The sequence below is a fragment of the Janthinobacterium tructae genome, from assembly GCF_006517255.1.
GTDB lineage: Bacteria > Pseudomonadota > Gammaproteobacteria > Burkholderiales > Burkholderiaceae_D > Janthinobacterium > Janthinobacterium tructae.
This window is the reverse complement of the sequence record NZ_CP041185.1, coordinates 5620566-5643913: the sequence shown is the minus strand read 5'-3', so window position 1 is coordinate 5643913 and position 23348 is coordinate 5620566. Positions and strand designations below refer to the sequence as shown.

The window sequence follows — 23348 nt, the reverse complement described above, 5'->3', positions numbered from 1 at the left end:
CTGCTCCTAGCGCCGCGCGCGGTGGGTGATCAGGGCCTTGGCGTCGGCCAGCGCCGTCTTGATATCCTTGTTTTGCGCCAGCACGCTTTCCAGTTCCATGTTGACGATGTCGCGCGCCACGGCGTCGAACTTGTCGACGCGGATGACGGGAATCTTCGCCGCCGTGTCGCGCGCCAGCAGGCGCGTCTTCTGGCCGCCGAAATACGCTTGCGGCTCGTCCATCATCGGGTCCGCATACGCCGCCTTGAGGGCCGGGAAGGCGCCGATCTCTTTCAGGGAATGCAGCTGGATATCCTTGTTCACGGTCATGAACTTGATGAATTCCCAGGCTTGAACCTTGTTGCTGGCCTTTTTCGGGATGCCGTAAAAAGAGCCGCCATACGACGCCAGCGCGCCGGCCGGCAAGTTCGCCGCGCGCCACTGGCCGGCGGAAGCCGGCGCCAGCCACTTGGCCAGGTGGCCGCTGAGCCACGATCCCATCATCTGGCTGGCCACCTTGTCGCGTTTAAAGCCTTCGGCCCACTCGCCCGTCCAGGCCACGGTGCGCGCGTCGATGCCGGCCACGCGCGCCGCCTTGGCCAGTTCGAAGGCCTTGACGAAACGGGGCGAGTCGACCAGCACCTGCCCCTTGTCGCCAAAGTAAATGCCTTCGCCATCCTTCAGATTGGCGCGTATATAAATGTCGGCCAGGTCGCTGGCGCCGGCCAGCAGATAGGTGCCGGTGGCGGCCTTGAGCTTCTTGCCGGCGGCAATGTAGGACTCCCACGAGGCCGTCAAGTCGGCCTCCTTGATGCCCGCCTTGTCCATCAAGTCCTTGCGGTAGAACAGGGTGCCCGGCCCCAGGTCGGCCGGCATGGCGCCCAAGGTGCCGCGCGAGCTGGTCGCCTGGACGAAGGTGAACGGCACGAACTGGGCGCGGTACTGCCCTGCCCCGTACGGCGGCTGCAACAAGTCTTCCATGCCCTTCGATTCGGCGAAGCTGCCGACATAGCGGAAGTCGATGGCCATCACGTCGGGCAGGCGCGCGCCGGCCGCCAGCGCCGTCGTCATCGAGTTATGGTGATCGTCGATCTGCAGGCTGACCAGCTTGACCTTCACTTGCGGGTACAGCTTTTCCCACAGGGGCAAGGCCGTCTTGACGGCGCGGTCCAGGTCGGGGAAGGAGGCGACAGTGATGGTCGCCGGGGCCAGCGCCGGCACCGGCGGCGCGGCGGGGGCGGCGGCCACGCTGGCGGCCAGGGTCAGCGCGGCCAGCGGGGCGGCGCCAAGAATGCTTGACTTCATTATTTCATCTCCGTTTATTGAGCGTCTTCTATCTTGAAAACGTTTTCACAACATGCATCCATTTAACACCGCAACGAAAATCAAGTCAACCGAAAAAGTTGTCATTTTTATTGAGAGCAGCGTGGCAAGCTGCGCGCCGTGGTGCGTGTTCTCCTATGAAAAAGCGCAAAAATTCGTCATTTGAGCTGCCGTTGTTTTTTGTGAAAACGTTTTCATAGGTAGGTCGGATTAGCGCGTGAGCGCGTAATCCGACGCATTGTTGGCGACAAAAGCATGGTTCCTGCGCATTGTTGGCTGCGCTGTGTCGGCTTACGCCCTGCGGGCTAAGCCGACCTGCGCCGGCCTGCGGTCGTTATCGGCCATTTATGGTAATCTTTCGCTGAAAAGGTTTTCAGAGCACTGACAACCAGCCATCTTGATACCCAGGAATCACCTTGAACGATAGCGCCCACGCTGCTCCCCCTTCCACCCTGCTCGACGTGGCCCGCCAGGCCGGCGTCTCGCCCAGCACCGTCTCGCGCATTCTGAACGGCACGGCCAGGGTCTCCGACGACAAGCGCGACGCCGTGCTGGCGGCGATTGCGCACATGAAATTTGCGCCGAACCAGATGGCGCAGGGTCTGAAAAAGGGCCGCTCGATGACCATCGGCATCGTGGTGCAGGATATTTCCAGCCCCTTCTTCGATGAAAGCCTGCGCGGCGTGGACGATGGCTTGAAAGACACGGGCTACGCATCCGTGATCGTCAGCGGGCACTGGAATGCGCAGGAAGAGGCCGACCGCATCCGTTTGCTGCTGGCGCGGAAGGTCGACGGCATCATCCTGCTGTCCGGGCGCATCTCGGACCAGAGCGTGCTCGATTTCTCGCAGCAGCGGCCCATCGTCTCGACGGGCCGCCTGCTGGCGACGAAAAGCGCCATCGGCTTCAAGCTCGACAACGAATACGGCGCCTACCTGGCCGTGCGCCACCTGGTGGAACTGGGACACCGCCGCATCGCCTTTGTCTCCGGCCCCGCCAACAACACGGATGCGGCCGAGCGCCTGACGGGCTACCAGCGCGCGCTGCGCGAAGCGGACATCGCCATCGATCCGAAGCTGATGGTGGAAGGCGATTTCCACGAGGCAAGCGGGATGCTGGCCATGAACCATTTGTTCGATACGCAGCAGCAATTCAGCGCCGTCTTCGCTGCCAACGACCTGTCCGCCTACGGCGTGCGCCTGTGCCTGTACCGCAAGGGCATCCGCGTGCCCGACGATATCTCGCTCGTCGGTTTCGATGACTTGCCCGGCTCGTCCTACACGACGCCACCGCTGACGACCATCCACCAGCCGCTGTACGACATCGGCCGTATCGCCACCGAAGCGCTGCTCGGACTGATCAATGGCGAAGCCGTGCAGGCGGCCATTCCGCCCCTGGAATTGATCGTGCGCGAGACTACGCGCCGCATCCGCTAAGGATTGCACCATGATAAACCTACTGCGCAGCCCACTCTCGGGTCGGCGTTGCTCGCTGCACTTTTTGTACAGCTGCGCTACTCAACCCGATATCGGGCTTGCTCGCTACGGTTTCTCAAGGTGCTGACGCTTCAGCATATACCACTATTTTCCTGAACGAGAATCACTACGCCAACGGCATCCGCGACGCGTGTGGGAATCTGCAGCAATGGCGCATCCGCTTTACAATAGTGGCTCGTTCAGCAAGAATGCTTGGTTCAAGCACACAAGGCTCAACCCTCCGGCCCGGGCCGGAAGACTCCGAACACTCACCATAAAGGGACATCACATGGAACATACTCTGCCACCACTGCCGTATGAAATGGACGCTCTGGCGCCGCATATTTCGAAAGAAACCCTGGAATACCACTATGCCAAGCATCACCAGGCGTATGTCACCAACTTGAACAACCTGATCAAGGGTACCGAGTTCGAGAACCTGTCGCTGGAAGACATCATCAAGAAATCGTCGGGCGGCATCTTCAACAATGCAGCGCAAGTATGGAACCACACCTTCTACTGGAACGGCATGAAGCCGGCCGGCGGTGGCGCGCCGAGCGGTGCCGTGGCTGACGCGATCAACGCCAAATGGTCGTCGTTCGACAAGTTCAAGGAAGAGTTCACCAAGTCGTGCGTGGGCAACTTCGGTTCGGGCTGGACCTGGCTGGTGCAAAAAGCCGACGGTTCCGTCGACATCGTCAACACCTCGAACGCCGGCTGCCCTTTGACCACCGGCGACAAGCCACTGCTGACCTGCGACGTCTGGGAACACGCTTACTACATCGACTACCGCAACCTGCGCGCCAAGTACGTGGAAACGTTCTGGGGCCTGGTCAACTGGGAATTCGTTGCCAAGAACTTCGCATAAGCGGTTCCTTACAACGTAAAACGCACGGACCCGCGGCCTGCGCCGCTGTGACGTGCCCTGGAAAGAAGCCTGCGCTTGCGAGCGCAGGCTTTTTTTATGTCCAGGCAAAAAGTACATGCGGGCGGCAAGCACTGGTCAAACGAACAAGATCCGCATGCAGGATATTATAAAATACGCAAGTGCACGCCCGTGCTCATCGGCCAGCTTCGCCGCCATCCCTTGCTGAAAGAAAACAATGAAAAAATTCATGCTTGCCCTGCTCGTTCTTGCCTCCGGTTCCGCCTTCGCCAACTCGGCCTGCGACACGCCGCGCAACGACTTCGACGGCCTGTATTGTCTGAACAAGGTGTACCAGGAGGCGGACAAGGAACTCAACGCCAACTACAAGAAGCTTGGCTCCCAGCTCGATGCCAGCGGCAAGCAAAAGCTGAAATCGGGTCAGTTGGCGTGGATCAGCAAGCGCAACAAGAACTGTTCCAAACGCGAAGCATCGGACTTCTATGTCAACCTCGATTGCGCCACCCAGACCACCATCGAACGCGCGCAATTCCTGCAAGACCGCGCGCGCGAATGCGTGAGTGCCGGCTGCCAGAACAGCAAACTGTGAGCTGAAGCTGCGCTAGCGCAAATGGCAGCGGGCGACAGGCGCCCATACTGAGCGCTCCGATTTCTTTCCCGTTTGCGCCATGAGCAAACTCATCGACATTCCCCTGCGCCACTGGGACGCCAGCGGCAGCGCAGCGCAGCAGGCGGCGGCGCTGCAGGCACTTGAAGAGGGGCAAGTGCTGCTGTTGCCCGCTCTGGGCTTTCCCCTGCAACAGGAAGAGCAGGCCCTGCTCGAAGGCGTGGCGGGTAGCGCCAGCAGCGCCAAGAACATCAGCTGGGAAGCGGCGCGCGGCGTGCGCGGCCACGACGATGCCTGCGATGCCTCCCTGCTGGCCGCGCTGATGCAGCGCTATGCGGGGCACACACAGCGCTTGCTGGCCGGCTTGCTGCCTGGCTATGTTCCCCATCTGCAGCAAGGCAAGGGCAGCTTTCGGCCCGTGGAAATCGCCGGCCGGGCGACATCCTGGCGCAAGGACGATACGCGCCTGCATGTCGACAGCTTTCCCTCGTCACCCACGCAAGGCCGGCGCATCCTGCGCGTCTTCACCAACATCCATCCGCGCGGCGCGCCCCGCGTGTGGAAACTGGGCCCGCCCTTCGAGCAGGTGGCGCAGCATTTCTTACCCGTCGCGAAGCGTCCGCAACCCGTGCTGGCGGCCCTGCTGCAATGGCTGCACGTCACCAAGTCGCGGCGCACGCCCTACGATCACTACATGCTGCAGCTGCACGACGCCATGAAGGCCGATCTGGATTACCAGGCGCAGGTGGAGCAGCAAACGCATGCGTTCGCGCCGGGCCAGACGTGGATCGTCTTCAGCGACGCGGTATCGCACGCGGCCCTGCGGGGACAACATGCGCTGGAGCAAACCTGGCTGCTGCCCGTGCGCGCCATGGCTGCCCCGCATAAATCGCCGCTGGCCATCCTCGAGCGCCAGCTGCAACGCCCGTTGGCATAGCCGGGCCGAGCTGCCAGGCCTGGCCAGGCCTGACGCTCCGGCAGACTCAGGCCGGCAAACGGGCTGCCTTGAAGCGTCGCCAGGCCTTGTGCATGCGGCCATCCTTGCCCTGCGCCTGCGCGCGCGCCGCCAGATAGCCGCGGATGAAGGCCGCGTGCAGCCGCAGCCCGTCCTGGGCGAACTGATCCGCCTGGTCGGCCTGGCCAGCCTGAACTTCGGGCAATTGCTGCAGCAGCCGGTCGGCCACCTGCACGTCATTGAGCCAGCCCAATTCATCCTGCAGGGCCGACAAGCGCCCCACATACGGTTGCACGGTGCGCGCGGCAAACAGCGAGGCAAAAAATTCCGTCGCGTAACGCGTCTTCTTGGCCGCGATGCGCACCTGATGGCGCTGCTGCGGCGAGGCATGCAGCAGGCGCTTGCCGCGTTTCATCAAGCGGCGCTGGTCCTTGCGCACGGTAGCATGGGCAAACGGGAAAACGGGCGCCTCCAGGCGTCGCATCTGGCGCACGGAACAGCTGTCGCGCCAGGCGCGCGCCTGCAGCCAGCGCTGCAAGCCCAGCATGCAAGCCGTGCAGCGCGCCGAGGTGACGGCCTGGGCGGCCTCTACATGCTTGAGGCGTGCCTGCGCGTGCGCCGCCGTTGCCAGCGCTGCCGCATCCGCTTGCGCCTCGCCATCGAGTTGCGCCAGGGTACTACCAGCGAGCACATCCCAGTCGCGTGCCTCGCCCAGCGCACCGCCCAGCCAGTCGAGTTCGTTCTTCAAGGCGTCCGGCAGCACCAGCAGGGACTTGAACATGCCCAGCGCCGAGCGCAAACGCCGTAGTCCCACGCGCATCTGGTGCACGCTTTCCACATCTGCGCCCGCCGCCACGCCATCCTGGTTGCCGCTGACCTGTTCCAGGCAATTGCCGGCGATGGCCAGGAACGCTTGCTCCACCGACATCGCCGCGTCCAGCGCCAGGGGCTGCGCCTTGACGGCGCGCAAAGGCTGCGGCGCGGCGAGGCGGTAACCGCGTTCCGCCTTGCTCATGTGGCCCAGCTGCAGCGGCACCTCCTGCAGCAGCGCCAGCGCCACGTCGAACAGGCTGGCGGCCTGCCCTTGCTTCAACTCCAGCTCGATCTCGCTGACGGCCACGCTGCGTATGGCACCATCGGCACCGTCCGCACCGCTTTCAATGACACCCTGATCCAGCACGCATTCGATCTGGTCGCCCTGCGGCGTGCGCAACTGCCAGACGGTGCGCTCGATGCGCGTGGTAAACACGGGCCGCAAGGCGTCGCGGATGGCATCCTGGCGCAGCAGCGCACGGATGGGCTGCTTGCGGCCGATGGCAGCGTCGAGCGCGGCGAGGTCCGGCTGCGGCCCGGGCACCTCGCCTTCCCATTCGTGGCGGCTGTGCAAGCCGCCGCTGACCGTGCCGCCCGCCTTCAGGGTTTGCACCCAGCGCCCGTCCACCTGGCGCACGCGCAAGCCCGCCTGGTGGCGGCACAGCTGCAAATCGGGCGTATCGACATAGATATCGTGCATCTGCAGCACCAATGGCCCTTGCGCGGACTGCGCCAGCAACGGATGCGCGCGCAGGCGCGAGGCATCTTCCTGCGCCAGCGACAATTTCAATTCGATTTCCATGACCGCTCCTTGCGAGATTCCTCAACGCCTATTGTAAAGCGCGTCCCGTCGCGCGCAAGGCGCATGTACGCACACCTTGATTTTGCGCCAGAATAGGCGATTCATTGACAAGGAGATGCCATGACCTACCACGCCGCCGAGAACCGCTACGACAGCATGCCATACCGCACCTGCGGGCGCAGCGGGTTGAAACTGCCGCTGCTGTCCCTGGGACTGTGGCACAACTTTGGCGACAGCAACCATCTGGCTTCGCAGCGCGACATGCTGCGCACGGCCTTCGACCTGGGCATCACGCATTTCGACCTGGCGAATAACTATGGCCCGCCGTATGGCAGCGCGGAGAGCAATTTCGGCAAGCTGCTGCGCGACGATTTTTTACCGTACCGCGATGAACTGATCATTTCCACCAAGGCCGGCTGGGACATGTGGCCCGGCCCGTACGGCCAGGGCGGCGGTTCGCGCAAATACGTACTGGCCAGCCTGGACCAGAGCTTGCAGCGTCTGGGCCTCGATTACGTCGATATCTTTTATTCGCACCGCTACGATGCCGACACGCCGCTGGAAGAAACCATGGGCGCACTGGCGACAGCCGTGCAGCAGGGCAAGGCACTGTACGTGGGCCTGTCCTCGTATTCGCCGCAAAAGACGGCCGAGGCGGCTGCCCTGCTGAAAGAGTGGAAAGTGCCGTGTCTGATCCACCAGCCGGCCTACAACATGCTCAACCGCTGGATCGAGGAAGACGGCTTGCTCGACACCCTGCAAGAACAAGGCATGGGCTGCATCACGTTCACGGCGCTGGCACAGGGGCTGCTCAGCGACAAGTACCTGGACGGCGTGCCGCAGGATGCGCGCGTCAACCGCCCCGGCGGCGGTTCGCTGACGCAACAGCACCTGAGCGCGGAAAACCTGGCTCGCGTGCGTGCGCTGAACCAGATCGCCGCACAGCGGGGGCAAACCCTGGCGCAGATGGCGCTGGCCTGGGTGCTGCGCGATCCCCGCGTCACGTCGACCCTGATCGGTGCCAGCAGCAGCGCACAAATCCGCGAAAACGTGACCGCGCTGCAGCAGCTGTCGTTCACGCCCGATGAATTGGCCGCCATCGACGTGCAGGCGCGCGAAGGCCATATCAATCTGTGGGAAGGTCCGTCGCGGGCCGTGTAAGGCGTTCACGGCGGCGCTGGCGGCGACAGGGGTGATGGCAGCAGGGCCAGCAATTCCTGCGCCACCTGCCGGCGCCGCTCGGGCGTCGCGTACACGCCCACATCCACCTGCGCGCCACACGCACCGGTATCATTGATATGTATCAACTGGCGCGGCCCATGCGACACAGCGATGCGCGTGCGCCACGGCGAAAAGTGGTGGCGCCGGCAATGGCCGGCGCTGACCTGTTCGACGATCAGCTCGCCGTCGCGCAGGGCGATGTGCTCATAGTCGCGCGCATGGCGCAGGTAATGCAGCAGGGCGATGGCCACCAGGCCCAGTTCGGCGAACGAAAAGACGGGAATGGTCCAGATGCCGCGCAGCGCAAAGGCGGCGGCAATCGTCAGGGAAAACAGGCATAGCAAGCCATAGGCGCGCAGCAACTGGCGCGCCGTCAAGGCACTGTGGCGCGCCAGCAGCCATTGCGGCTGCTCGCGCGAGTCGTCGCGTGGCATGATGCCTCCCGCACTATCGCTCCATCACCGCAGCGGCCTTCGCCGCCGCCAGGTTCCGCCAGGTCGTTCAGCCAGCTTGCGCCCGGCTCAGGCGCCCATGCGCACCAGCGCATGGCCCACATGCTGCCACCAGTGATCGCGCGACTTGACCTGCTTCAGGCAAGACGTGTCGATTTCGGCAGGGAAGACGCGATCCTGGCACGCCTTCGTTGCCAGGGCATAACGCTGGTTCTCCGCCGCCGCCAGGGCCACGACGAGCCAGAACGCCAGCGCCAGCAACACCACGAGCGCACTCCAGGCCAGGTGATTGGTGTTACTTTTTACGCCAAAAAACTCGCGTGGCCGCGTCTCGCGGTACATCAACATCAAGTCTTTTTCTTTCTCTTGCGACATCTGCGTTTGCATCCTCTGACATCCTATCCTGTGCCGGCCGGCTGGCCGTGGCGGCGCGCACGCCGCCTTGCCTGCATTTTACGCTGATGGCGCAGGAGAGACAGTACTTCGTGGAGGCAATTCGTCCTCAGCCTTCTCTGCCGGCGGCACTGGCGCCAGGCTTTCCACATGATCGACGTCGATGTCGCCGCCATCGGCTACCCCGTTGTGCGGCTCCACGCCGGCCCGCTCGCCCGTGCCGGCCGCATCGCTGTCGTTGTCGAGCTCTTCCGCATCCTGGCCAGGCACGCCCTGCATGTCGCTGCCGCTGTCGGAACTGTCGCTCGGTCCCAGCGCTCCCTTGCCGTGACCGCTGCCCAGCACGCGGTCGGGAGTGACGGGCAAATTGTCCGGATCGAGTGTGCTGCTGCTCATGGCTGACTCCCGTTGATTAAAAAACCAGCTTACTCCCCTGGACCGGCCAGCGGCGCACGCCTGCACGGCACCTCCTCAGGGGAATTGCGGCGTCGCACAACTATTTTCAGAAATTACTTCACAAATGTACTATTCATTGCTATAGTTAATTCAAGTAAGCATCTTCTCATCCAGAAACTGCTTCATCGGCGGCACGGCGCCCACCAGCGCCTTGCCGCCGAACCGACCGGTACGTGGCGAGCCGGCCCATTCACCCAGCCATCATGCACATATTGGAGTTTTATCATGCAAGCCAAATCACTCATCGCAGCATTGTTTGCCATCACCACCGCTACCTCGGCTTTCGCCCAAAGCGCCGCGCCTGCCACCAGCGCGCAACTCACGCGCGCCGACGTCACGGCCGAATACATCCGTGCCCGCAATGCCGGCGAAATCGCCACCAGCGAAGTCGACTACCCGAAAATGCCGGCCACCGCCGCCAGCAAAGTGACACGCGAACAAGTCATGGCCGAGTTCTACGCCGCCCGCAAGGCTGGCCTGATCCCGCAAACGGAAGCGGACTTTGATGTCGCGCAAACGACCAAGCACGTCGTGAAATAAGAAACCAGTCAGCCGGTTTCAGTCAGTAACAACTCAGTTGCGGCGCAGCACTCGGGCCACTCCCGAAGCTCCCGCGGCGAGCTGTCAGCATCCCCCCCTACACGATCTGTCCCGGAGTCCCTGCATGTCCCTGCACCGCCGTTTGCTTGCCGCCAGCCTGATCCTTACCTTGAGCGCTTGCGCCGACATGGGCCATATCGCGCCGCAATCGGCCATGCTCGACGCCAATAAACTGCAGGGTAGCCAGGCCATGGATGCCGCCGCCAGCGCCGCCATACAATGGCCGCGCGCGCAATGGTGGCAAGACTTGCACGACCCCCAGTTGAACCGTTTGATGGAGCAGGCGCTGGCCGACAGCCCTACCCTGCGCGGCGCCCAGGCGCGCGTGCGCCAGGCCGAGGCGCTGGCCGGCGCATTTGAAGACAAGACCCGCCCGCAGGCCGACGCATCCGTCTCCATCAACCGCGAACTGTATTCGCAGCACGGCAGCACGCCGGCGCCGCTGGCCGGCAATTACGCCTGGCGCAACCAGGCCACCGTCACCGCTTCGTACGATCTGGACCTGTGGGGCCGCAACCGCGCCGCCCTGTCCGCCGCCCTGGGCGACGTGCAACTGGCGTCGGCCGAATCGCAGATGGCCCGCCTGGCGCTGGAAACGGCGCTGGTGCGCACCTACATCCAGCTGTCGTATGAGTTCCGGGTGCAGGACGTGATCGAACGCAGCCTGGCGCAGCGCGCGCGCATCCTCGACATCACGCGCCAGCGCAAGGCGGCCGGCATCGGCACCGATATCGACGTGGCGCAAATCGAAACCACCCTGCCGGCCGGCCGCCGCCAGCTGGAACAGTCGGCCGAGTCGCTGGCCCTGCTGCGCAACCAGCTGGCCGCTCTGGCGGGCAAGGGTCCGGGCGCCAGTGCGGCGCTCACGCGTCCCGTGCTGCGCCTGGACCAGCCGCTGGCCATTCCCGCCGCCCTGCCGGCCGACCTGATCGGCCGCCGCCCCGACATCGCCGCCCAGCGCTGGAGAGTCGAAGCGGCGGCGCAGCGCATCGACGCTGCCAAGGCCGAGTTTTACCCGAACGTCAACCTGGTGGCCTTTGCCGGCTTCCAGGCATTCGGTTTCAGCCATTTTCTGGACGCCAACTCGGACATCCGCGGCATCTCGCCCGCGCTGAGCCTGCCCATCTTTGCCGGCGCCCGCCTGCGCGCCCAGCTGGGCAGCCAGACGGCCGTGTACGACGGCGCGGTGGAGCAGTACAACGCCACCGTCATCAACGCCATGTCGGACGTGGCCAACGCCGTCACCCGTGCCCAATCGCTGGCAAAGCAGCACCAGCTGACCGTGCAGGCGCTGGCCACGGCGCAGCGCGCACGCGACCTGGCGGAAAAGGCCTACACAGCGGGCATGAGCGACGCCATCGCCATGCTCAACACGCAAGTGGCACTGCTGGCGGAAGAACAACAGCAGGCGCAAAATGGCGCACGCGAACTGGATCTGTACGTTTCCTTGATGAATGCGTTAGGAGGCGGCATCTAGTGTTGCAATCCTGGTATTGCCATGGCTCAACAAGATACAATCGGAGCTTTATTCACACATGAAGGAATTGACATGACCGCTTTTGACGCCACCTCCAAGCGGCTGCAAAACATCCGCACGCGCATGCCAGGCTTCCCCATGGAACTGATGCGCCTGTTGCGCATGACGTACCACATTCAAAAAGGCATGAAGGACCTGACCAATGCCGCGCTGAAAAAGCACGACCTGGTCGATGCCAGCTACATGGTGCTCGCCGTGCTGTACGGCACGGATGACGAAACCTCGAACGCCTGCACCCTGGGCATGGCGTGCCATGAAAAGCCGGCCAACCTGACGCGCGTCTGCAACGACCTGGAAACGCGCGGCCTGATCCACCGCGGCACGCGCCCCGGCGACCGCCGCTCGGTGATGATCTCGCTGACCGACAAGGGCCGCACGCTGATCGAAACGGCGCTGCCTGACGTGTACCAGGAAACCTCGGCCCTGTACGAGGGCTTTACGCAAGAAGAGCTGCAAGTGCTCGACAAGCTGTACGTGCGCCAGTTGCGCAACCTGAATAATCTCAACAACCAGAACTGATAGCCTATCGATGACGCCAGCCACAACACCTACATATGGCCCCCTGAGCCGGGCGGCCCACTGGCTGGCGCTGGCGCTGCAAGACTGGCGCAAGACGGAAGGCGAACGCTGGATCTACGTCGGCAAGACCCTCATCGCCGCGTTCTGCGCCCTGTGGCTGGCCTACCGCCTGGGCCTTGATTCGCCCAGCACGGCGATGACCACCACCATCATCCTGGCCCTGCCCAGCAGCGGCATGGTGCTGGAAAAAAGCTTTTACCGCCTGTGCGGCACCCTGCTGGGATGCGCGGCCGCGCTGACCCTGATCGGTCTGTTCCCGCAGCAGCCCGTGCTGCTGTTCGCCGGCCTGGCCCTGTGGGTGGGCCTGTGCACGAGCGGCTCGGCCCTGCACCGCAATGCCCAGTCGTATGTGTACGTGCTGGCCGGCTACACGGCCTGCATGATCGTGTTGCCCGCCATCGAGCAACCGATGCAGGTGTTCTCGCTGGCCGTCACGCGCGTGGCCGAAGTGGGCCTGGGCATCATCTGCTCGGCCGTCGTCTCCAGCGTGCTGCTGCCGCGTCACCAGGGCACGCAGGTGATGCGCACGGTGCAGGCGCGCTATGGCAAATTTCTCACCTTTTGCCAGGACGTGCTGCAGCAAAAGCTCACGCCGGCGCAGGTGGAACTGACGCATTTGCAGTTCGCCGCCGACGTGGCGGCGCTGGAACTGGGCCGCTCGGCCGCGCTGTTCGAAGTGACCAGCAAAGTGGGTCACGTGCGTGCGCAAAACCGCAAGCTGCACGCCTTCAACGCCACCTTCATGACGGCGCTGACCACCTTCTATACCTTCCACCGCCTGTTTGACCGTCTGCAGCGCGATGGCGAAACCCGGGTCATGCAGGCGTGCACGCCCCTGTACGCCATCGTCGCCGAGGCGCTGCAGGCGACGCCTTCGCAAGACTCGCTCGACACCATGCAACGGCACCTGCAAACGGCGCTGACGCAGGCGCGCACAGATATTGAAGCGGCGCCAGTCGCGCATGCGCAGCGCATCGACTTCGACACCGTGTGCGAGTTGCTGGAACGCTTCGCACGCGACATGAGCCGCTTTCACGAAGTGTATTTCAGCCTCGTACATGACACGCCGCTCGATGTCAGCACGCCGCAGGCGTATGCGCCGAAGACGCCGCCCGCGCTGGTCATCGCCAGCGGCGCGCGCGCGGCCATCAGCCTGGCCCTGCTGGCGCTGGGCGCCTACTTCCTCGCCTGGCCCTACGCCAGCACGGCGATGCTGATGGCGGCCGTGTTCTGCGCGCTGGCCTCGTCCTCGCCGCGCCCCATCATGATGATCCGGCAAGTGCTGACGGGCTTTTTTATCGCCATGCCGCTGTCGCTCGTCTGCGTGTATGTCGTGCTGGTGCACGGCGACGGCTTCCCCATGCTGGTACTGAGTTTTACACCGTTCCTCGCCGTCGGCCTGTATCTGATGACCAATCCCGCCAAGCTGGGCGTGGGCCTGGGCGTGTCGACTTTCATCACGCAGATGGCGCCGACCAACGTGATGCATGTCGATGGCGCGGCCTTTTTGAACACGGGCATGGCGCTGATCGTCGGCCTGATGCTGGCCGCCCTCGTGTTTGCCGTACTGCTGCCCGAGCACACGATGGGCCACAAGGACCACATCGGCCGCGCCCTGTGGCGCGAAGCGCTGCATGCGTGCACGGCGCCGGCGCGAAGAGTCAAGCACCGTTTCGACAACCGCGTGCGCGATCTGCTCAGCCAGCTCAATGCGGCGGCCGGACCGGCGCCGGGCGTGGCCACGCGCGCCGTCGTGCGCCAGGCCTTGACCCTGCTGGAAATCGGCCATTCCGTGATCGAACTGCGCGAACTGATCGCGACCGCCCGCCCGGGCGCCACGCGCCACGCGCTGCAGCAGTGCGTGGAGCACATCGCCGGCTGGCTGCGCACGCGCAGCGACACGGCACTGCAAGCGGCGCTGGCCGCCACCTTGCAGGCGGGCGCCGTGGTGCGCGCAGCCCAGACGGAAGTCGAAGCAAGCGCCGAACGCAGCGCGCGCCTGCAGACAGCGCTGGTCGACCTGCATTCGATCTACACCTCATTGCTTGACCATATGGCGCCTGGCGCCGGAGACCACCATGCCGCGTGAATTCGCCCTGTTCGGAATTCTGATTCCTACCCTGCTGCCCCTGTTCATCCTCAGCATCGGCCTGCAAACCCTGCTCGACCGCGTGCTGGGCTGGCTGGGCGTGTACCGCATGGTGTGGCACCCGTCTCTGGCGCGGCTGTGTATTTTCATCGCCATCTTCGGCGCGCTGGCTCTATCGCTGTACAAATAATCGTCAAATAAAAAAAATGTTCAACCCCATCAAGGAAAGGCTGCCGACATGGTAAGCAAACTGACCCGCTACGCCATCACCCTACTGCTCCTGGCCGCAGCCCTGTGGATCGGCAAGACCGTCTGGGACCGCTACATGGAGTCGCCGTGGACGCGCGACGGCCGCATCAAGGCCGACATCGTCAACATCAGCGCCGACGTGGCCGGCACCGTCACGGACGTGCTGGTGCGCGACAACCAGGTGGTACAAAAAGGCGATGTGCTGTTCGTCGTCGACAAGGAACGCTACGCCAGCGCGCTGGCGCAGGCCGACGCCGTGCTGGCCACGCAAAAAACGGAAATGGGCCGCCGCGGCAAGGAAGCGCAGCGGCGCGCCAATCTGGACGCCAGCATCATCTCGACGGAAAGCCGCGAAAGCGCCGCCTTCGCCGCCAGCTCGGCCTCGTCGCAAGTGCAGGCGGCCGTGGCCGCGCGCGCGCTGGCGCAACTGAACCTGGAGCGCACCACCGTGCGCGCGCCCGTCAGCGGCTACGTGACCAACCTGAACGTGCACAAAGGCGATTTCGCCGCCGTTGGCGCCCCCAAGCTGGCCGTCATCGACAGCGCCTCGTACTACGTCGTCGGCTACTTCGAAGAGACCAAACTGGGCATGCTGGCGCAGGACGACAAGGCGGAAATGAATCTGATGAGCGGCGGCACCCTGCATGGCCACATCGAAAGCATCGCGCGCGGCATCACCGACCGCGACGCCGCCACGGGCCGCGAACTGCTGGCCGACGTCAATCCCACCTTCAACTGGGTGCGCCTGGCGCAGCGTGTGCCCGTGCGCATCCACATCGACGAGCAGCCGAAGGGGCAACTGCTGGTGGCCGGCACCACCTGCACCGTGGTGATCACGCCCCACTCGGCGCCCCCATCAACACCCGCGCCGAAGCCAGCGGCCGCGCACCCCGCATGAGCCGCAGCGGCGGCGCCGGGCGCCTGGCGGAAATCGCCCTGTTCCTCGACGCCGCGGTGCTGGGCAGCTTTTCCGCGGCAGGCCGCAAGCATGGCCTGTCGCCGGCCGCCGCCAGCGCCGCCATCGCGCGCCTGGAAACGGCGCTGGGCGCCACGCTGTTCGAACGCACCACGCGCCAGCTGCGCTTGACGCAAGAGGGTTTGCACTACCGCCGCTACAGCGAACAGGCGCTGGACTTGCTGGCGCAGGCGGAAGACGGCTTGCACGGGGACGCTGGTGCCGTGCGCGGCCTGGTGCGCATTTCGGCGCCGTCCGATTTCGGCCGCCAGTTGCTGCTGCCGATGCTCGACCGCTTTGCCGCGCTGCACCCGCAGGTGCAGCATGCGCTGACCCTGACGGACGCCACGGCCAATCTGGTGCAGGACGAGGTCGACCTGGCCATCCGCTACGGCGAGCTGCCCGACAGCGAGATGGTGGCGCGCCTGCTGCATCCGGGCCGGCGCGTGGTGTGCGTGGCGCCCGCGCTGGCCGCCAGGGTGGGCTTGCCGGCCACGCCGCGCGACCTGGCGCTGCTGCCTACCCTGGTGCTCACGGCGGGCGACGGCGCGCCGCAGGAATGGCGCTACCGCGAGAACGGCAAGCGCCACGGCTTGCGCCTGCAAGGCACCTGGCACAGCAACGACGGCGAAATCATCCGTCGCTGGGCCGTGGCCGGCCATGGCTATGCCTACAAATCCCTGCTCGACATCGGCGACGACCTGCGCGCCGGGCGCTTGCAAACGGTGCTCGACGATTACTTTGTCGACAGCGTTCCCTTGCATCTGCTGTACCGGCGCAGCCGCTTCCAGCCGCCGCGCGTCGCCCTGCTGGCTGACTTCCTGCTGCGGCAGTTCAGCGCGCCGCAAGCCTGAGGGCCGCCATTACTGCGGCAGCACGCCCAGCTGGCGCAGCAGGGTCAGATTGTCTTCCAGATGCCAGTTGTCGCTGATGCGCCCCTGCGCGTCGACCTGGTACAGATCAAACGCGTAAAAGTCGATGGCTTGTCCCTGGCCGCGCAGCTCGCCCTGCGGCGTGGGGAAGACGCCCGTGAACCTGCCCGTGAAATGCAGGCGCAGGCTGACCCGGCTTCCCGCCACCAGCATGTCCTCGATGGCCACCCGCAAATCCGGCACGGCCGCGTGAAACACTTGCGACGCCTGCAACGGGCCCGCCAGCCCCTGCGGGCGGCCGGCGGGCAGGGTACGATCGGTAAAATCGTCGGCCAGCGCCAGGCGCGCCAGAGCCGCATCGCCGCTCTGCCAGAACGCGGCATAGCGGCGTGCCGCCAGCACCACCTTGTCGGTGGCAGCGGCGCCGGACAGGTGGGACGGCATGGGCAACTCTGTGGCGGCATGGGCTGGCGCGGCGGCCAGCAGCGACAGGGCCAGGAGGGCGGGGGCAAGAACAAGGGTCGGCATGATAAATCCAGGTTGGTTGATCGGCGTGCCTACTGCATATGGCACACCGCCATTCTGGATTTAATCGCCCTGCTTGATAATTGGCCTGTCAATTGAAGCAATCGCTCGCCGAATTTGAAAATCAGCGCCCGCCGGCCACGTCGAGAATGCTGCCCGTCACATACGTCGCGCCCGGCCCCAGCAGATACACGATGGCGTCGGCGATTTCTTCCGGCTCGCCGCCGCGCTGCATCGGCACGCCGGACGCCAGGCGCGCCACCCGTCCCGGTTCGCCGCCCGAGGCGTGGATGTCCGTATAGATGATGCCGGGCCGCACACCATTGACGCGGATGCCTTCGGCCGCCACTTCCTTCGCCAGCCCGAGGGTCAAGGTATCGACGGCGCCTTTCGAGGCCGCATAGTCGATGTATTCGCCCGGGGAGCCGAGGCGCGCGGCCACCGACGAGACATTCACGATGCGCCCGCCCTGGCCCCCGTTCGCCGTCGACATGCGCCGCACGGCCTGCTGGCAGCACAGGAAATAACTGATCACGTTGGTGCGCAGCACGCGCTCCAGGCGCTGCACGGAAATGTCGGCCAGCCGGCATTTCTGCTCCAGCACGCCCACATTGTTGACCAGCGCCGTGAGCGTGCCCAGGCGCGCATCGACTTCGCCGAACAGCCGTTCCACGTCCGCTGCGTCGCCCACGTCGGCCTGCACGGCGATCGCTTCGCCGCCGCCAGCGACGATGCGCGCGCACAGGTCCTCGGCCGCCTGCGCATCGCGCACATAGTTGATGCAGACGGCATAGCCCTGGCGCGCCGCCAGCTGTGCAGTCGCCGCGCCGATGCCGCGGCTGCTGCCGGTAATCAGGATCACTTCCTTCATCGTTCCTCCGGGATGGTTGTGGCTTCATCATACGCACACGAAAAAAAACCCGCGCGCGGCGGGTTTTCATGCAGGCGCATTCAATTTCGGAAATGCGTCATGGCGTAAGTGAGGTGCTGCCACCAGTGTTCGCGCGACTGCACGGACGCCAGGCATTTCGCGTCGACCTCGTTCTTGAACGCGGGGTCCACGCACGCCTGGGTCACCAGCGCGTTGCGCTGGTTTTCCACGCTGACGACGGCAAGCGCCAGCCACGCCACGAGGGCAAGGGCCAGTACGCACAAAGTCCAGGGCAGCTGTTTCATGGCGCTATCCGCTTACTTCTTCGCTGGCGCGGGTGCGCGCTCTTTCAGCGTGCGTGCCACCAGTTCATCCATCACGCGCAGGGTCGCCGCCTGAGTCTGCGGCTCGGACTGGCCGGGACGCGACAGCTGCGACGGCGACGTGACGAAGCGGCCGTCGATGACGATGGTCGGCGCGCTGTCGATCTTGCTGGCGGTGATCAGCTGCTCGTTGCGTTTCAGCTTGGTTTGCACGCCGAAGGAATTGAACATGTCCAGGTATTTGGCCTTGTCGATGCCGTTCTTGACCAGCAGGTCGAGGATGGCGTCATCGCGGTTCAGGCGGTTGCGCTCGACGTGGATGGCGCGGAAGATCTTGTCGTGGAACTGCTCCAGCTGGCCCATCGCTTCCAGGGTGGCATACGCGTGCGCCTGCGGGTCTTTCGGGCCGGAGAAGGCGAGGTGGATGCGGCGGAAGGCGATCTTGTCGCCCTGCTTCTTGACCCAGTCGTGCATCAAAGGATCGAGCGCGTAGCAATGCGGGCAGGAATACATGAAGTACTCGACCACTTCCACCTTCTTGCCCGTGTCCGTGCGCACTGGCGTCGGAAGCGTGGTAAAGCCGGTATCGGCAGCCATGGCGCCGCCGGTGGCCGCCACCAGGGTGACGGCGGCGAGCAGGGGACGCAAGAAACGCAGAAAACGCATATTAATCCTTCATCATAAAGTGGTCGTGAACGGGGCGAGATTACCACTTTTTGCGCCGGTCGATGAAGCCAGGGTGGAAAAAAGCCGAGTTTATCGCCCCGCTTCGCGCCCGCTTAAGCCGCATTTAAGCCCCGCTGCGCCTCTGTCTCAGAAATGGTAGCGCGCCGACACGCGCAGCTGGCGCGCATCGTTGAGGTAAATGCTGGAGCGGCAGCCGGGCGCATCGCCGTAATGGCGACGGTTGGCCAGGTTGCTGCCGGCCAGCTCCAGCTCCCACGCGCCCAGCTTGCGCACATAGCGCCCGTCCACGGTGGCGAATGCGGGCACTTGCGCCAGGCAGCTGTTGTCGAAATCCGGGCCATAGCGCAGGGCGCGCAGCCATTGCACGCCCACGTCGGCACTCGCGCCGGCCTGCCCCGTCCAGTACACGCGCAGGCTGGCCAGGGTCTTGGGCACGAGGGCGATATCCGGGCCGTCGTAGGTGTAATCATCATAGCGCGCATGCACTTGCCGTACCTGCGCGTCGAGGCGCCAGTCGCGCGCCAGCGCCATGCTGGCCTCGATGGCGATGCCGTCGCGGCGCGAGGGGTCGAGGTTGCCCGCAAAGCCCAGCTGGCCCAGGTTCTGGTCGAAGACGATCTGATTGCTCAGGCGCTCGCTGAAGACGCGCACGGAGGCGCTGCGCGCCGCGTCGCCGAAGGTAGCGCCCACTTCCGTTTCGCGCCGCAGCTGTCCCGCCAGGGGACGGTAGCCGGCGCGGGTATAGCCATCGTCATCGATGCGGTAGCTGCGCGCGGCCTTGGCGTACACGCTCAGTTGCGGGCGCAGCTGCAGGCTGCCCTGCACGTCCCAGGCGTTCTGGTTTTCCCAGTCGCTGCCGCCGGCGGGCATGTCGGCCGGATCGAGCTGAAACTGTTCATGCCGCAGGCCCAGCAGCAGACGCGGCGCAGATGGGCCGCCGAATGCCAGCTCTTCGCGCAGCAGCAGCGCGCGCGAATACTGCCGGCGCCGTCCATCGCCATCGCGGCCCGAGCGCCGCTCCCACTGCATCAGGTCCAGGCCCACTTCCGTATCCGTGCCCACGCCGCCCACCTTGCCGTAATGGCGCAGGCGCGGCGCCAGTTGCCGGCGGCGGCTGCTGTACCGCGATTCGCTGCTGCCATCCTCGCCCGCATACTGGGCGGTGGCGCGCTTTTCCCGCTGCGACAGCTCCACGCCCAGCTCGACATTGCCCACATAGCGCTGCACGAAGGCGCTGGCGCGCCGCACCTCGTAGCGGTACAGGTCTTCCGGGCGGGCCGCCAGCAAGGCCAGGAACGGCGCCTCGGGCGCGGGATAGCGGGTGTCCTGGTTCAGCTGGTCGGCGCTGAAGCCGAAACGCCCCTGGCGCAGCTTCCATTCCGCGCCGCCGTTGAAGCCGCGCTGGTGAAACACGCTGCCATCGCGGTAATTGCCATTGCGCAACTCATCGATGGCCAGATCGAGCGACATGCCGTCCTGGTCGCGCGACAGGGCGCCGCGCACGCTGTGCTGGCCGCCCTGCGCCAGTTCGGTGGACAAGTCGCCATGCGTGACGCCTGCCGCGCCGCCGTCCTGCTGCACGGATGGCGGCACGGCAGGCGATTCAAGCTCCTGCGCGCACGCCGGCATGGCCAGGGCGCACAGCAGCAAGGCACGCGTGGCGATGGTCAGGGCGGGAGGGGCAGGCATCATGGCGGCAAGCTGGGTGCGCTACCGGGGCACGCACGGTAGTGCAACGGGAGGATGGCAAAAGCGAATCATTATACGCACGGCGTGCGCCGCTGGGGCCGTCAGCTGCCCAGGCGCCCTTCATCGGCCAGGAAGTCGATGAAGGTGCGCACTTTCGAGGACAGGTAGCGGCGGCTCGTGTAGACGGCGTACACCTTGCCGCCCGCCAACTGGTAGCCGTCGAAGAGACGCACCAGCCGCCCCGCCGCCAGGTCCGCATCCGTTTGCCACGATGGCAGCAGGGCGATGCCCATGCCGTCGAGCGCGGCCGCATGCAGCAGGCTTTCGTTATTGCATTGCAGCACGGGCGTAAACTTCACCGTCTCGTGTCCCTGTGGGCCGTCCAACGTCAATTCATTGCCATTTGACAACAGCGAATAACTGATCATGGCGTGCTGCGCCAGATCCTGCGGCACCACAGGCTGGCCCGCGCGCGCCAGGTAGGCGGGCGCGGCCACCAGGTGAAAGGCGATGCTGCCGATAGGCCGCGCGATCAGGCTCGGCGATGGGGCCTGACTCACGCGCAGGGCCAGGTCGAAACCCTCTTCCACCAGGTTGACCACCCTCCCGCTCAAGTCGATGTCAAACGTGACTTCCGGGAAGCGCTCGCGGTAAGCCACCAGGGTGCGCGTAAAGATGGCGTTGGCGAACCAGACGGGGGCGCTCAGGCGCAGCATGCCGCGCGGCACCACCGTCGTGCGGCCCACTGTCGCTTCCACCTCGTCGAGGTTGTCGAGCATGTCGCGGCACTGTTCGAAGTACACCTTGCCGATTTCCGTCAGGCTCAGGTGACGGCTGCTGCGGTTCAGCAGGCGCGCGCCCAGGTGGCGTTCCAGGTGCATCACGTGCTTGCTGACCATGGCCGGCGACAGATCGAGGCGCTCGCTGGCGCGCACGAAGCTGTCCAGTTCCACCACGGAGCGAAACACGCGCATGCTGCGCAAAGTATCCATGACCATCCCATCATCAACAAAATGGAAATGATATATCAATAATTGCGATCTTGATCAACTGACCGCGCATGACTATCATCGATAGCATCAGTCATTCCACTCCGGAGCCGCCATGCAAGAGCACACTTTCCCCACCTATTTCCTGTCGCACGGCGGCGGCCCGTGGCCGTTCATGAAAGAGCAGTTCGGCGACCGCTACGATGTGCTGGAAGCATCGCTGCAGGATATCCCGCGCCAGATCGGTGCGCGCCCGAAAGCCGTGCTGGTGGTCACGGCGCACTGGGAAGGGCCGCAGTTCCTCGTTTCGGCCAGTCCGCAGCCGGGCATGATCTATGACTATTCGGGCTTTCCGCCGCATACCTACCAGATCCAGTACCCGGCACCGGGCGCGCCGGCACTGGCGGCGCAGGTAAAACAGTTGCTCGATGCGGCCGGCCACGCGGCGCGCCTGGACCACGAGCGGGGCTTCGACCACGGCACCTTCAGCGCCCTGTTTCCCATCTACCCGCAAGCGGACGTGCCGCTGGTGCAGCTGTCGCTGAAACACGGCTATGACCCGCTGACGCACGTCGAGGTGGGCCGCGCGCTGGCCAGCTTGCGCCGGCAAGGCGTGCTAATCGTCGGCAGCGGCTTGTCTTACCATAATCTGCGCCAGTTCGGCCAGGCGGGCGCCGTCGCCTCGCACCAGTTCGACGCCTGGCTGCGCCAGACGATGGCCTTGCCGCCAGAACAAAGGCTGGAGCAACTGCTGGCCTGGGACCAGGCCCCCGGCGCGCGCCAGGCCCATCCGCAGGAAGATCACTTGCTGCCGCTGATGGTGGCGCTCGGTGCGGCCGAGCAGGAAGCGGCGCACGTGGTGTACCACGAGGAGGATTTTTTTGGCGCGCTGGCGGTGACCAGTTTCAGATTCGGATAATCCGCCAGCGCATAAAAAAAAGCGCCGCGACAGTGATGTCGCGGCGCTTTTTGCATGGCTGTCGCTTGAATTACGTGCCGCGCTTGCCGCGCGCCGCATTTTTTGCTTTTTCGGCGGCAATCGCTGCCGCTATGGCCGCTTTTTCCGCCATCTCGGCCGCGTGCTGGGCCAGCAAGGCCGCGCGCGTATCCGGCGTTTCCAGCGAGATACGACCGAGGATGCCGCTGCGGTAGTCGAGCAGCAAGGTATGCGAGGCTTTCTCGAAATCGTAATCGCCGCCCTTGATGCGGAAACCGCGCTTGGCGGCGATGCCTTCGACCACGCCGATGGCGTCGACTTCACCGACCTTGGTGCCATAGCGCGCCGCCAGCAAATCCGGATAGCGCTTGAGCAATTCCTCGGCCAGGAACACGGCCACTTCCTCTTCGATCAGCGCGTTCGAGCCGATGGCGTGGCTGGCCGCCAGCATCAGGCCGTCGCTGGGGATGGCGATCTTCGGCCACAGCATGCCGGGCGTGTCGACGAGGATGGTGTTCTTGTCCAGATACAATTTCTGCTGCATTTTGGTCACGGCAGGCTCGTCGCCCACCTTGGCCACGCGCTTTTTCAGCAGCGCATTCATCAGGGTCGACTTGCCCACGTTGGGGATACCCATGATCATGATGCGCAGCGGTTTCGTTGGCACACCGCGGTGCGGCGCCAGCGATTTGGCCAGGTCAGGGATGCGCGCCACGTCGCCCGGCTTCTTGGTCGTCATCGCGTACGCGGTCACGCCTTCCTGGGCATTGAAATACGCCACCCAGGCGGCCGTGGCGGCAGGATCGGCCAGGTCGGTCTTGTTGAGGATCTTCAGGCAAGGGCGCTGGCGGAACAGGCGCAACTCGTCCACCATGGGATTGCAACTGGCTGCCGGCAAGCGCGCGTCCACCACTTCAATCACCAGGTCGGTGTTTTCCATGGTCTCGGCCGCTTTCTTGCGGGCCGCGTTCATGTGTCCTGGGTACCATTGTATCGCCATGCTCTTGCCTTCAGTTCGTTCAGTCAATCCGCTATTTTACGTGGTTGCCGCCACGACGTCGCATTTTCCGCCGACAGCGCCAGC

25 protein-coding genes are annotated in these 23348 nt (G+C 64.8%); 13 read left to right on the top strand and 12 right to left on the bottom strand.

Going from position 1 to position 23348, the window contains the following annotated elements:
* Window positions 1-6: 6 nt before the first annotated feature.
* A complete protein-coding gene (locus tag FJQ89_RS24870) occupies window positions 7-1284 on the bottom strand; it encodes an extracellular solute-binding protein (protein WP_141172119.1) in 1278 nt (425 codons plus the stop codon).
* Window positions 1285-1718: 434 nt separating this feature from the next.
* Between FJQ89_RS24870 and FJQ89_RS24865 the strand changes: the two genes are divergently transcribed.
* The 4 genes from FJQ89_RS24865 to kdoO all read left to right on the top strand — a co-directional run bounded on the left by FJQ89_RS24865 (window position 1719) and on the right by kdoO (window position 5207).
* Window positions 1719-2738, top strand: coding sequence for a LacI family DNA-binding transcriptional regulator (locus tag FJQ89_RS24865; protein WP_071078929.1), 1020 nt, complete (start codon window positions 1719-1721; stop codon window positions 2736-2738).
* Window positions 2739-3066: 328 nt separating this feature from the next.
* Window positions 3067-3645: a superoxide dismutase [Fe] gene (gene sodB, locus FJQ89_RS24860; protein ID WP_141172118.1), complete on the top strand. Its 579-nt coding sequence runs from the start codon at window positions 3067-3069 to the stop codon at window positions 3643-3645.
* A gap of 247 nt (window positions 3646-3892) precedes the next feature.
* Complete coding sequence (locus FJQ89_RS24855) at window positions 3893-4252, top strand: lysozyme inhibitor LprI family protein (protein ID WP_243136246.1); 360 nt, start codon at window positions 3893-3895, stop codon at window positions 4250-4252.
* Between the two features lie 79 nt (window positions 4253-4331).
* Window positions 4332-5207 (top strand): Kdo hydroxylase KdoO, encoded by an 876-nt coding sequence (gene kdoO / locus FJQ89_RS24850; protein WP_141172116.1) that lies wholly within the window; start codon window positions 4332-4334, stop codon window positions 5205-5207.
* A 46-nt stretch (window positions 5208-5253) separates the two neighbouring features.
* Here the strand turns inward: kdoO and FJQ89_RS24845 are convergent, their stop codons facing one another.
* On the bottom strand, window positions 5254-6840 hold the full coding sequence (locus FJQ89_RS24845; protein ID WP_141172115.1) for a CYTH and CHAD domain-containing protein: 1587 nt from the start codon (window positions 6838-6840) through the stop codon (window positions 5254-5256).
* A gap of 120 nt (window positions 6841-6960) precedes the next feature.
* On the opposite strand from FJQ89_RS24845, the gene mgrA reads away from it, so the two are divergent.
* Window positions 6961-8001, top strand: coding sequence for an L-glyceraldehyde 3-phosphate reductase (mgrA, locus tag FJQ89_RS24840; protein ID WP_141172114.1), 1041 nt, complete (start codon window positions 6961-6963; stop codon window positions 7999-8001).
* 5 nt (window positions 8002-8006) lie between these two features.
* On the opposite strand, the gene FJQ89_RS24835 is transcribed toward mgrA, so the two are convergent.
* The 3 genes from FJQ89_RS24835 to FJQ89_RS24825 form a co-directional block, all read right to left on the bottom strand.
* Window positions 8007-8495 (bottom strand): DUF2244 domain-containing protein, encoded by a 489-nt coding sequence (locus FJQ89_RS24835; RefSeq protein WP_141172113.1) that lies wholly within the window; start codon window positions 8493-8495, stop codon window positions 8007-8009.
* Between the two features lie 87 nt (window positions 8496-8582).
* Window positions 8583-8900, bottom strand: coding sequence for a hypothetical protein (locus FJQ89_RS24830; RefSeq protein WP_141172112.1), 318 nt, complete (start codon window positions 8898-8900; stop codon window positions 8583-8585).
* A gap of 66 nt (window positions 8901-8966) precedes the next feature.
* On the bottom strand, window positions 8967-9302 hold the full coding sequence (locus FJQ89_RS24825) for a hypothetical protein (RefSeq protein ID WP_141172111.1): 336 nt from the start codon (window positions 9300-9302) through the stop codon (window positions 8967-8969).
* Between the two features lie 285 nt (window positions 9303-9587).
* Here FJQ89_RS24825 and FJQ89_RS24820 point away from each other — a divergent pair, with 285 nt between their 5' ends.
* The 7 genes from FJQ89_RS24820 (at window position 9588) to FJQ89_RS24790 (ending at window position 16225) form a co-directional block, all read left to right on the top strand.
* A complete protein-coding gene (locus tag FJQ89_RS24820) occupies window positions 9588-9902 on the top strand; it encodes a DUF4148 domain-containing protein (RefSeq protein WP_141172110.1) in 315 nt (104 codons plus the stop codon).
* A gap of 124 nt (window positions 9903-10026) precedes the next feature.
* Entirely contained in the window at window positions 10027-11439 is a 1413-nt protein-coding gene (locus FJQ89_RS24815; RefSeq protein ID WP_141172109.1) for an efflux transporter outer membrane subunit, read from the top strand.
* 72 nt (window positions 11440-11511) lie between these two features.
* Window positions 11512-12018 carry a MarR family winged helix-turn-helix transcriptional regulator gene (locus FJQ89_RS24810; protein ID WP_141172108.1) on the top strand — a complete coding sequence of 169 codons (507 nt, stop codon included), beginning with the start codon at window positions 11512-11514 and terminating at the stop codon, window positions 12016-12018.
* Between the two features lie 10 nt (window positions 12019-12028).
* Window positions 12029-14167, top strand: coding sequence for an FUSC family protein (locus FJQ89_RS24805; RefSeq protein ID WP_243136244.1), 2139 nt, complete (start codon window positions 12029-12031; stop codon window positions 14165-14167).
* On the top strand, window positions 14157-14357 hold the full coding sequence (locus tag FJQ89_RS24800; RefSeq protein WP_070224633.1) for a DUF1656 domain-containing protein: 201 nt from the start codon (window positions 14157-14159) through the stop codon (window positions 14355-14357). Before FJQ89_RS24805 ends, FJQ89_RS24800 begins: the two co-directional genes overlap by 11 nt.
* 48 nt (window positions 14358-14405) lie before the next feature.
* Window positions 14406-15314: an efflux RND transporter periplasmic adaptor subunit gene (locus FJQ89_RS24795; RefSeq protein WP_141172107.1), complete on the top strand. Its 909-nt coding sequence runs from the start codon at window positions 14406-14408 to the stop codon at window positions 15312-15314.
* Window positions 15311-16225, top strand: coding sequence for a LysR family transcriptional regulator (locus tag FJQ89_RS24790; protein ID WP_141172106.1), 915 nt, complete (start codon window positions 15311-15313; stop codon window positions 16223-16225). The genes FJQ89_RS24795 and FJQ89_RS24790 overlap by 4 nt, the downstream gene beginning before the upstream one ends.
* A gap of 9 nt (window positions 16226-16234) precedes the next feature.
* On the opposite strand, the gene FJQ89_RS24785 is transcribed toward FJQ89_RS24790, so the two are convergent.
* From FJQ89_RS24785 to FJQ89_RS24760, 6 genes are all read right to left on the bottom strand, one after another.
* Complete coding sequence (locus tag FJQ89_RS24785) at window positions 16235-16771, bottom strand: ester cyclase (protein WP_141172105.1); 537 nt, start codon at window positions 16769-16771, stop codon at window positions 16235-16237.
* Between the two features lie 121 nt (window positions 16772-16892).
* Window positions 16893-17639 (bottom strand): SDR family oxidoreductase, encoded by a 747-nt coding sequence (locus FJQ89_RS24780; RefSeq protein ID WP_141172104.1) that lies wholly within the window; start codon window positions 17637-17639, stop codon window positions 16893-16895.
* A gap of 80 nt (window positions 17640-17719) precedes the next feature.
* Window positions 17720-17944 carry a hypothetical protein gene (locus FJQ89_RS24775; RefSeq protein WP_141172103.1) on the bottom strand — a complete coding sequence of 75 codons (225 nt, stop codon included), beginning with the start codon at window positions 17942-17944 and terminating at the stop codon, window positions 17720-17722.
* 12 nt (window positions 17945-17956) lie between these two features.
* Window positions 17957-18628, bottom strand: coding sequence for a thiol:disulfide interchange protein DsbA/DsbL (locus FJQ89_RS24770; protein WP_099760268.1), 672 nt, complete (start codon window positions 18626-18628; stop codon window positions 17957-17959).
* 147 nt (window positions 18629-18775) lie between these two features.
* On the bottom strand, window positions 18776-20341 hold the full coding sequence (locus tag FJQ89_RS24765; RefSeq protein WP_141172102.1) for a TonB-dependent receptor domain-containing protein: 1566 nt from the start codon (window positions 20339-20341) through the stop codon (window positions 18776-18778).
* Window positions 20342-20439: 98 nt separating this feature from the next.
* Complete coding sequence (locus FJQ89_RS24760; RefSeq protein WP_141172101.1) at window positions 20440-21330, bottom strand: LysR family transcriptional regulator; 891 nt, start codon at window positions 21328-21330, stop codon at window positions 20440-20442.
* 112 nt (window positions 21331-21442) lie between these two features.
* Here FJQ89_RS24760 and FJQ89_RS24755 point away from each other — a divergent pair, with 112 nt between their 5' ends.
* Entirely contained in the window at window positions 21443-22246 is an 804-nt protein-coding gene (locus FJQ89_RS24755; RefSeq protein WP_141172100.1) for a DODA-type extradiol aromatic ring-opening family dioxygenase, read from the top strand.
* A 70-nt stretch (window positions 22247-22316) separates the two neighbouring features.
* On the opposite strand, the gene ylqF is transcribed toward FJQ89_RS24755, so the two are convergent.
* The gene (gene ylqF / locus FJQ89_RS24750) at window positions 22317-23237 is read right to left on the bottom strand and encodes a ribosome biogenesis GTPase YlqF (RefSeq protein WP_243136594.1); all 921 of its coding nucleotides are present in this window, start codon (window positions 23235-23237) and stop codon (window positions 22317-22319) included.
* Window positions 23238-23348: the final 111 nt, after the last annotated feature.

Coding starts and splice junctions, on each gene's coding strand:
- FJQ89_RS24830 (WP_141172112.1), bottom strand. CDS start 8,900: ATGCAAACGCAGATGTCGCAAGAGAAAGAAAAAGACTTGATGTTGATG.
- FJQ89_RS24765 (WP_141172102.1), bottom strand. CDS start 20,341: ATGATGCCTGCCCCTCCCGCCCTGACCATCGCCACGCGTGCCTTGCTG.
- sodB (WP_141172118.1), top strand. CDS start 3,067: ATGGAACATACTCTGCCACCACTGCCGTATGAAATGGACGCTCTGGCG.
- FJQ89_RS24815 (WP_141172109.1), top strand. CDS start 10,027: ATGTCCCTGCACCGCCGTTTGCTTGCCGCCAGCCTGATCCTTACCTTG.
- FJQ89_RS24855 (WP_243136246.1), top strand. CDS start 3,893: ATGCTTGCCCTGCTCGTTCTTGCCTCCGGTTCCGCCTTCGCCAACTCG.
- FJQ89_RS24755 (WP_141172100.1), top strand. CDS start 21,443: ATGCAAGAGCACACTTTCCCCACCTATTTCCTGTCGCACGGCGGCGGC.
- ylqF (WP_243136594.1), bottom strand. CDS start 23,237: ATGAACGCGGCCCGCAAGAAAGCGGCCGAGACCATGGAAAACACCGAC.
- FJQ89_RS24870 (WP_141172119.1), bottom strand. CDS start 1,284: ATGAAGTCAAGCATTCTTGGCGCCGCCCCGCTGGCCGCGCTGACCCTG.
- FJQ89_RS24785 (WP_141172105.1), bottom strand. CDS start 16,771: ATGCCGACCCTTGTTCTTGCCCCCGCCCTCCTGGCCCTGTCGCTGCTG.
- FJQ89_RS24825 (WP_141172111.1), bottom strand. CDS start 9,302: ATGAGCAGCAGCACACTCGATCCGGACAATTTGCCCGTCACTCCCGAC.
- FJQ89_RS24780 (WP_141172104.1), bottom strand. CDS start 17,639: ATGAAGGAAGTGATCCTGATTACCGGCAGCAGCCGCGGCATCGGCGCG.
- FJQ89_RS24760 (WP_141172101.1), bottom strand. CDS start 21,330: ATGGATACTTTGCGCAGCATGCGCGTGTTTCGCTCCGTGGTGGAACTG.
- kdoO (WP_141172116.1), top strand. CDS start 4,332: ATGAGCAAACTCATCGACATTCCCCTGCGCCACTGGGACGCCAGCGGC.
- FJQ89_RS24800 (WP_070224633.1), top strand. CDS start 14,157: ATGCCGCGTGAATTCGCCCTGTTCGGAATTCTGATTCCTACCCTGCTG.
- mgrA (WP_141172114.1), top strand. CDS start 6,961: ATGACCTACCACGCCGCCGAGAACCGCTACGACAGCATGCCATACCGC.
- FJQ89_RS24775 (WP_141172103.1), bottom strand. CDS start 17,944: ATGAAACAGCTGCCCTGGACTTTGTGCGTACTGGCCCTTGCCCTCGTG.
- FJQ89_RS24770 (WP_099760268.1), bottom strand. CDS start 18,628: ATGCGTTTTCTGCGTTTCTTGCGTCCCCTGCTCGCCGCCGTCACCCTG.
- FJQ89_RS24805 (WP_243136244.1), top strand. CDS start 12,029: ATGACGCCAGCCACAACACCTACATATGGCCCCCTGAGCCGGGCGGCC.
- FJQ89_RS24835 (WP_141172113.1), bottom strand. CDS start 8,495: ATGCCACGCGACGACTCGCGCGAGCAGCCGCAATGGCTGCTGGCGCGC.
- FJQ89_RS24845 (WP_141172115.1), bottom strand. CDS start 6,840: ATGGAAATCGAATTGAAATTGTCGCTGGCGCAGGAAGATGCCTCGCGC.
- FJQ89_RS24820 (WP_141172110.1), top strand. CDS start 9,588: ATGCAAGCCAAATCACTCATCGCAGCATTGTTTGCCATCACCACCGCT.
- FJQ89_RS24810 (WP_141172108.1), top strand. CDS start 11,512: ATGACCGCTTTTGACGCCACCTCCAAGCGGCTGCAAAACATCCGCACG.
- FJQ89_RS24790 (WP_141172106.1), top strand. CDS start 15,311: ATGAGCCGCAGCGGCGGCGCCGGGCGCCTGGCGGAAATCGCCCTGTTC.
- FJQ89_RS24795 (WP_141172107.1), top strand. CDS start 14,406: ATGGTAAGCAAACTGACCCGCTACGCCATCACCCTACTGCTCCTGGCC.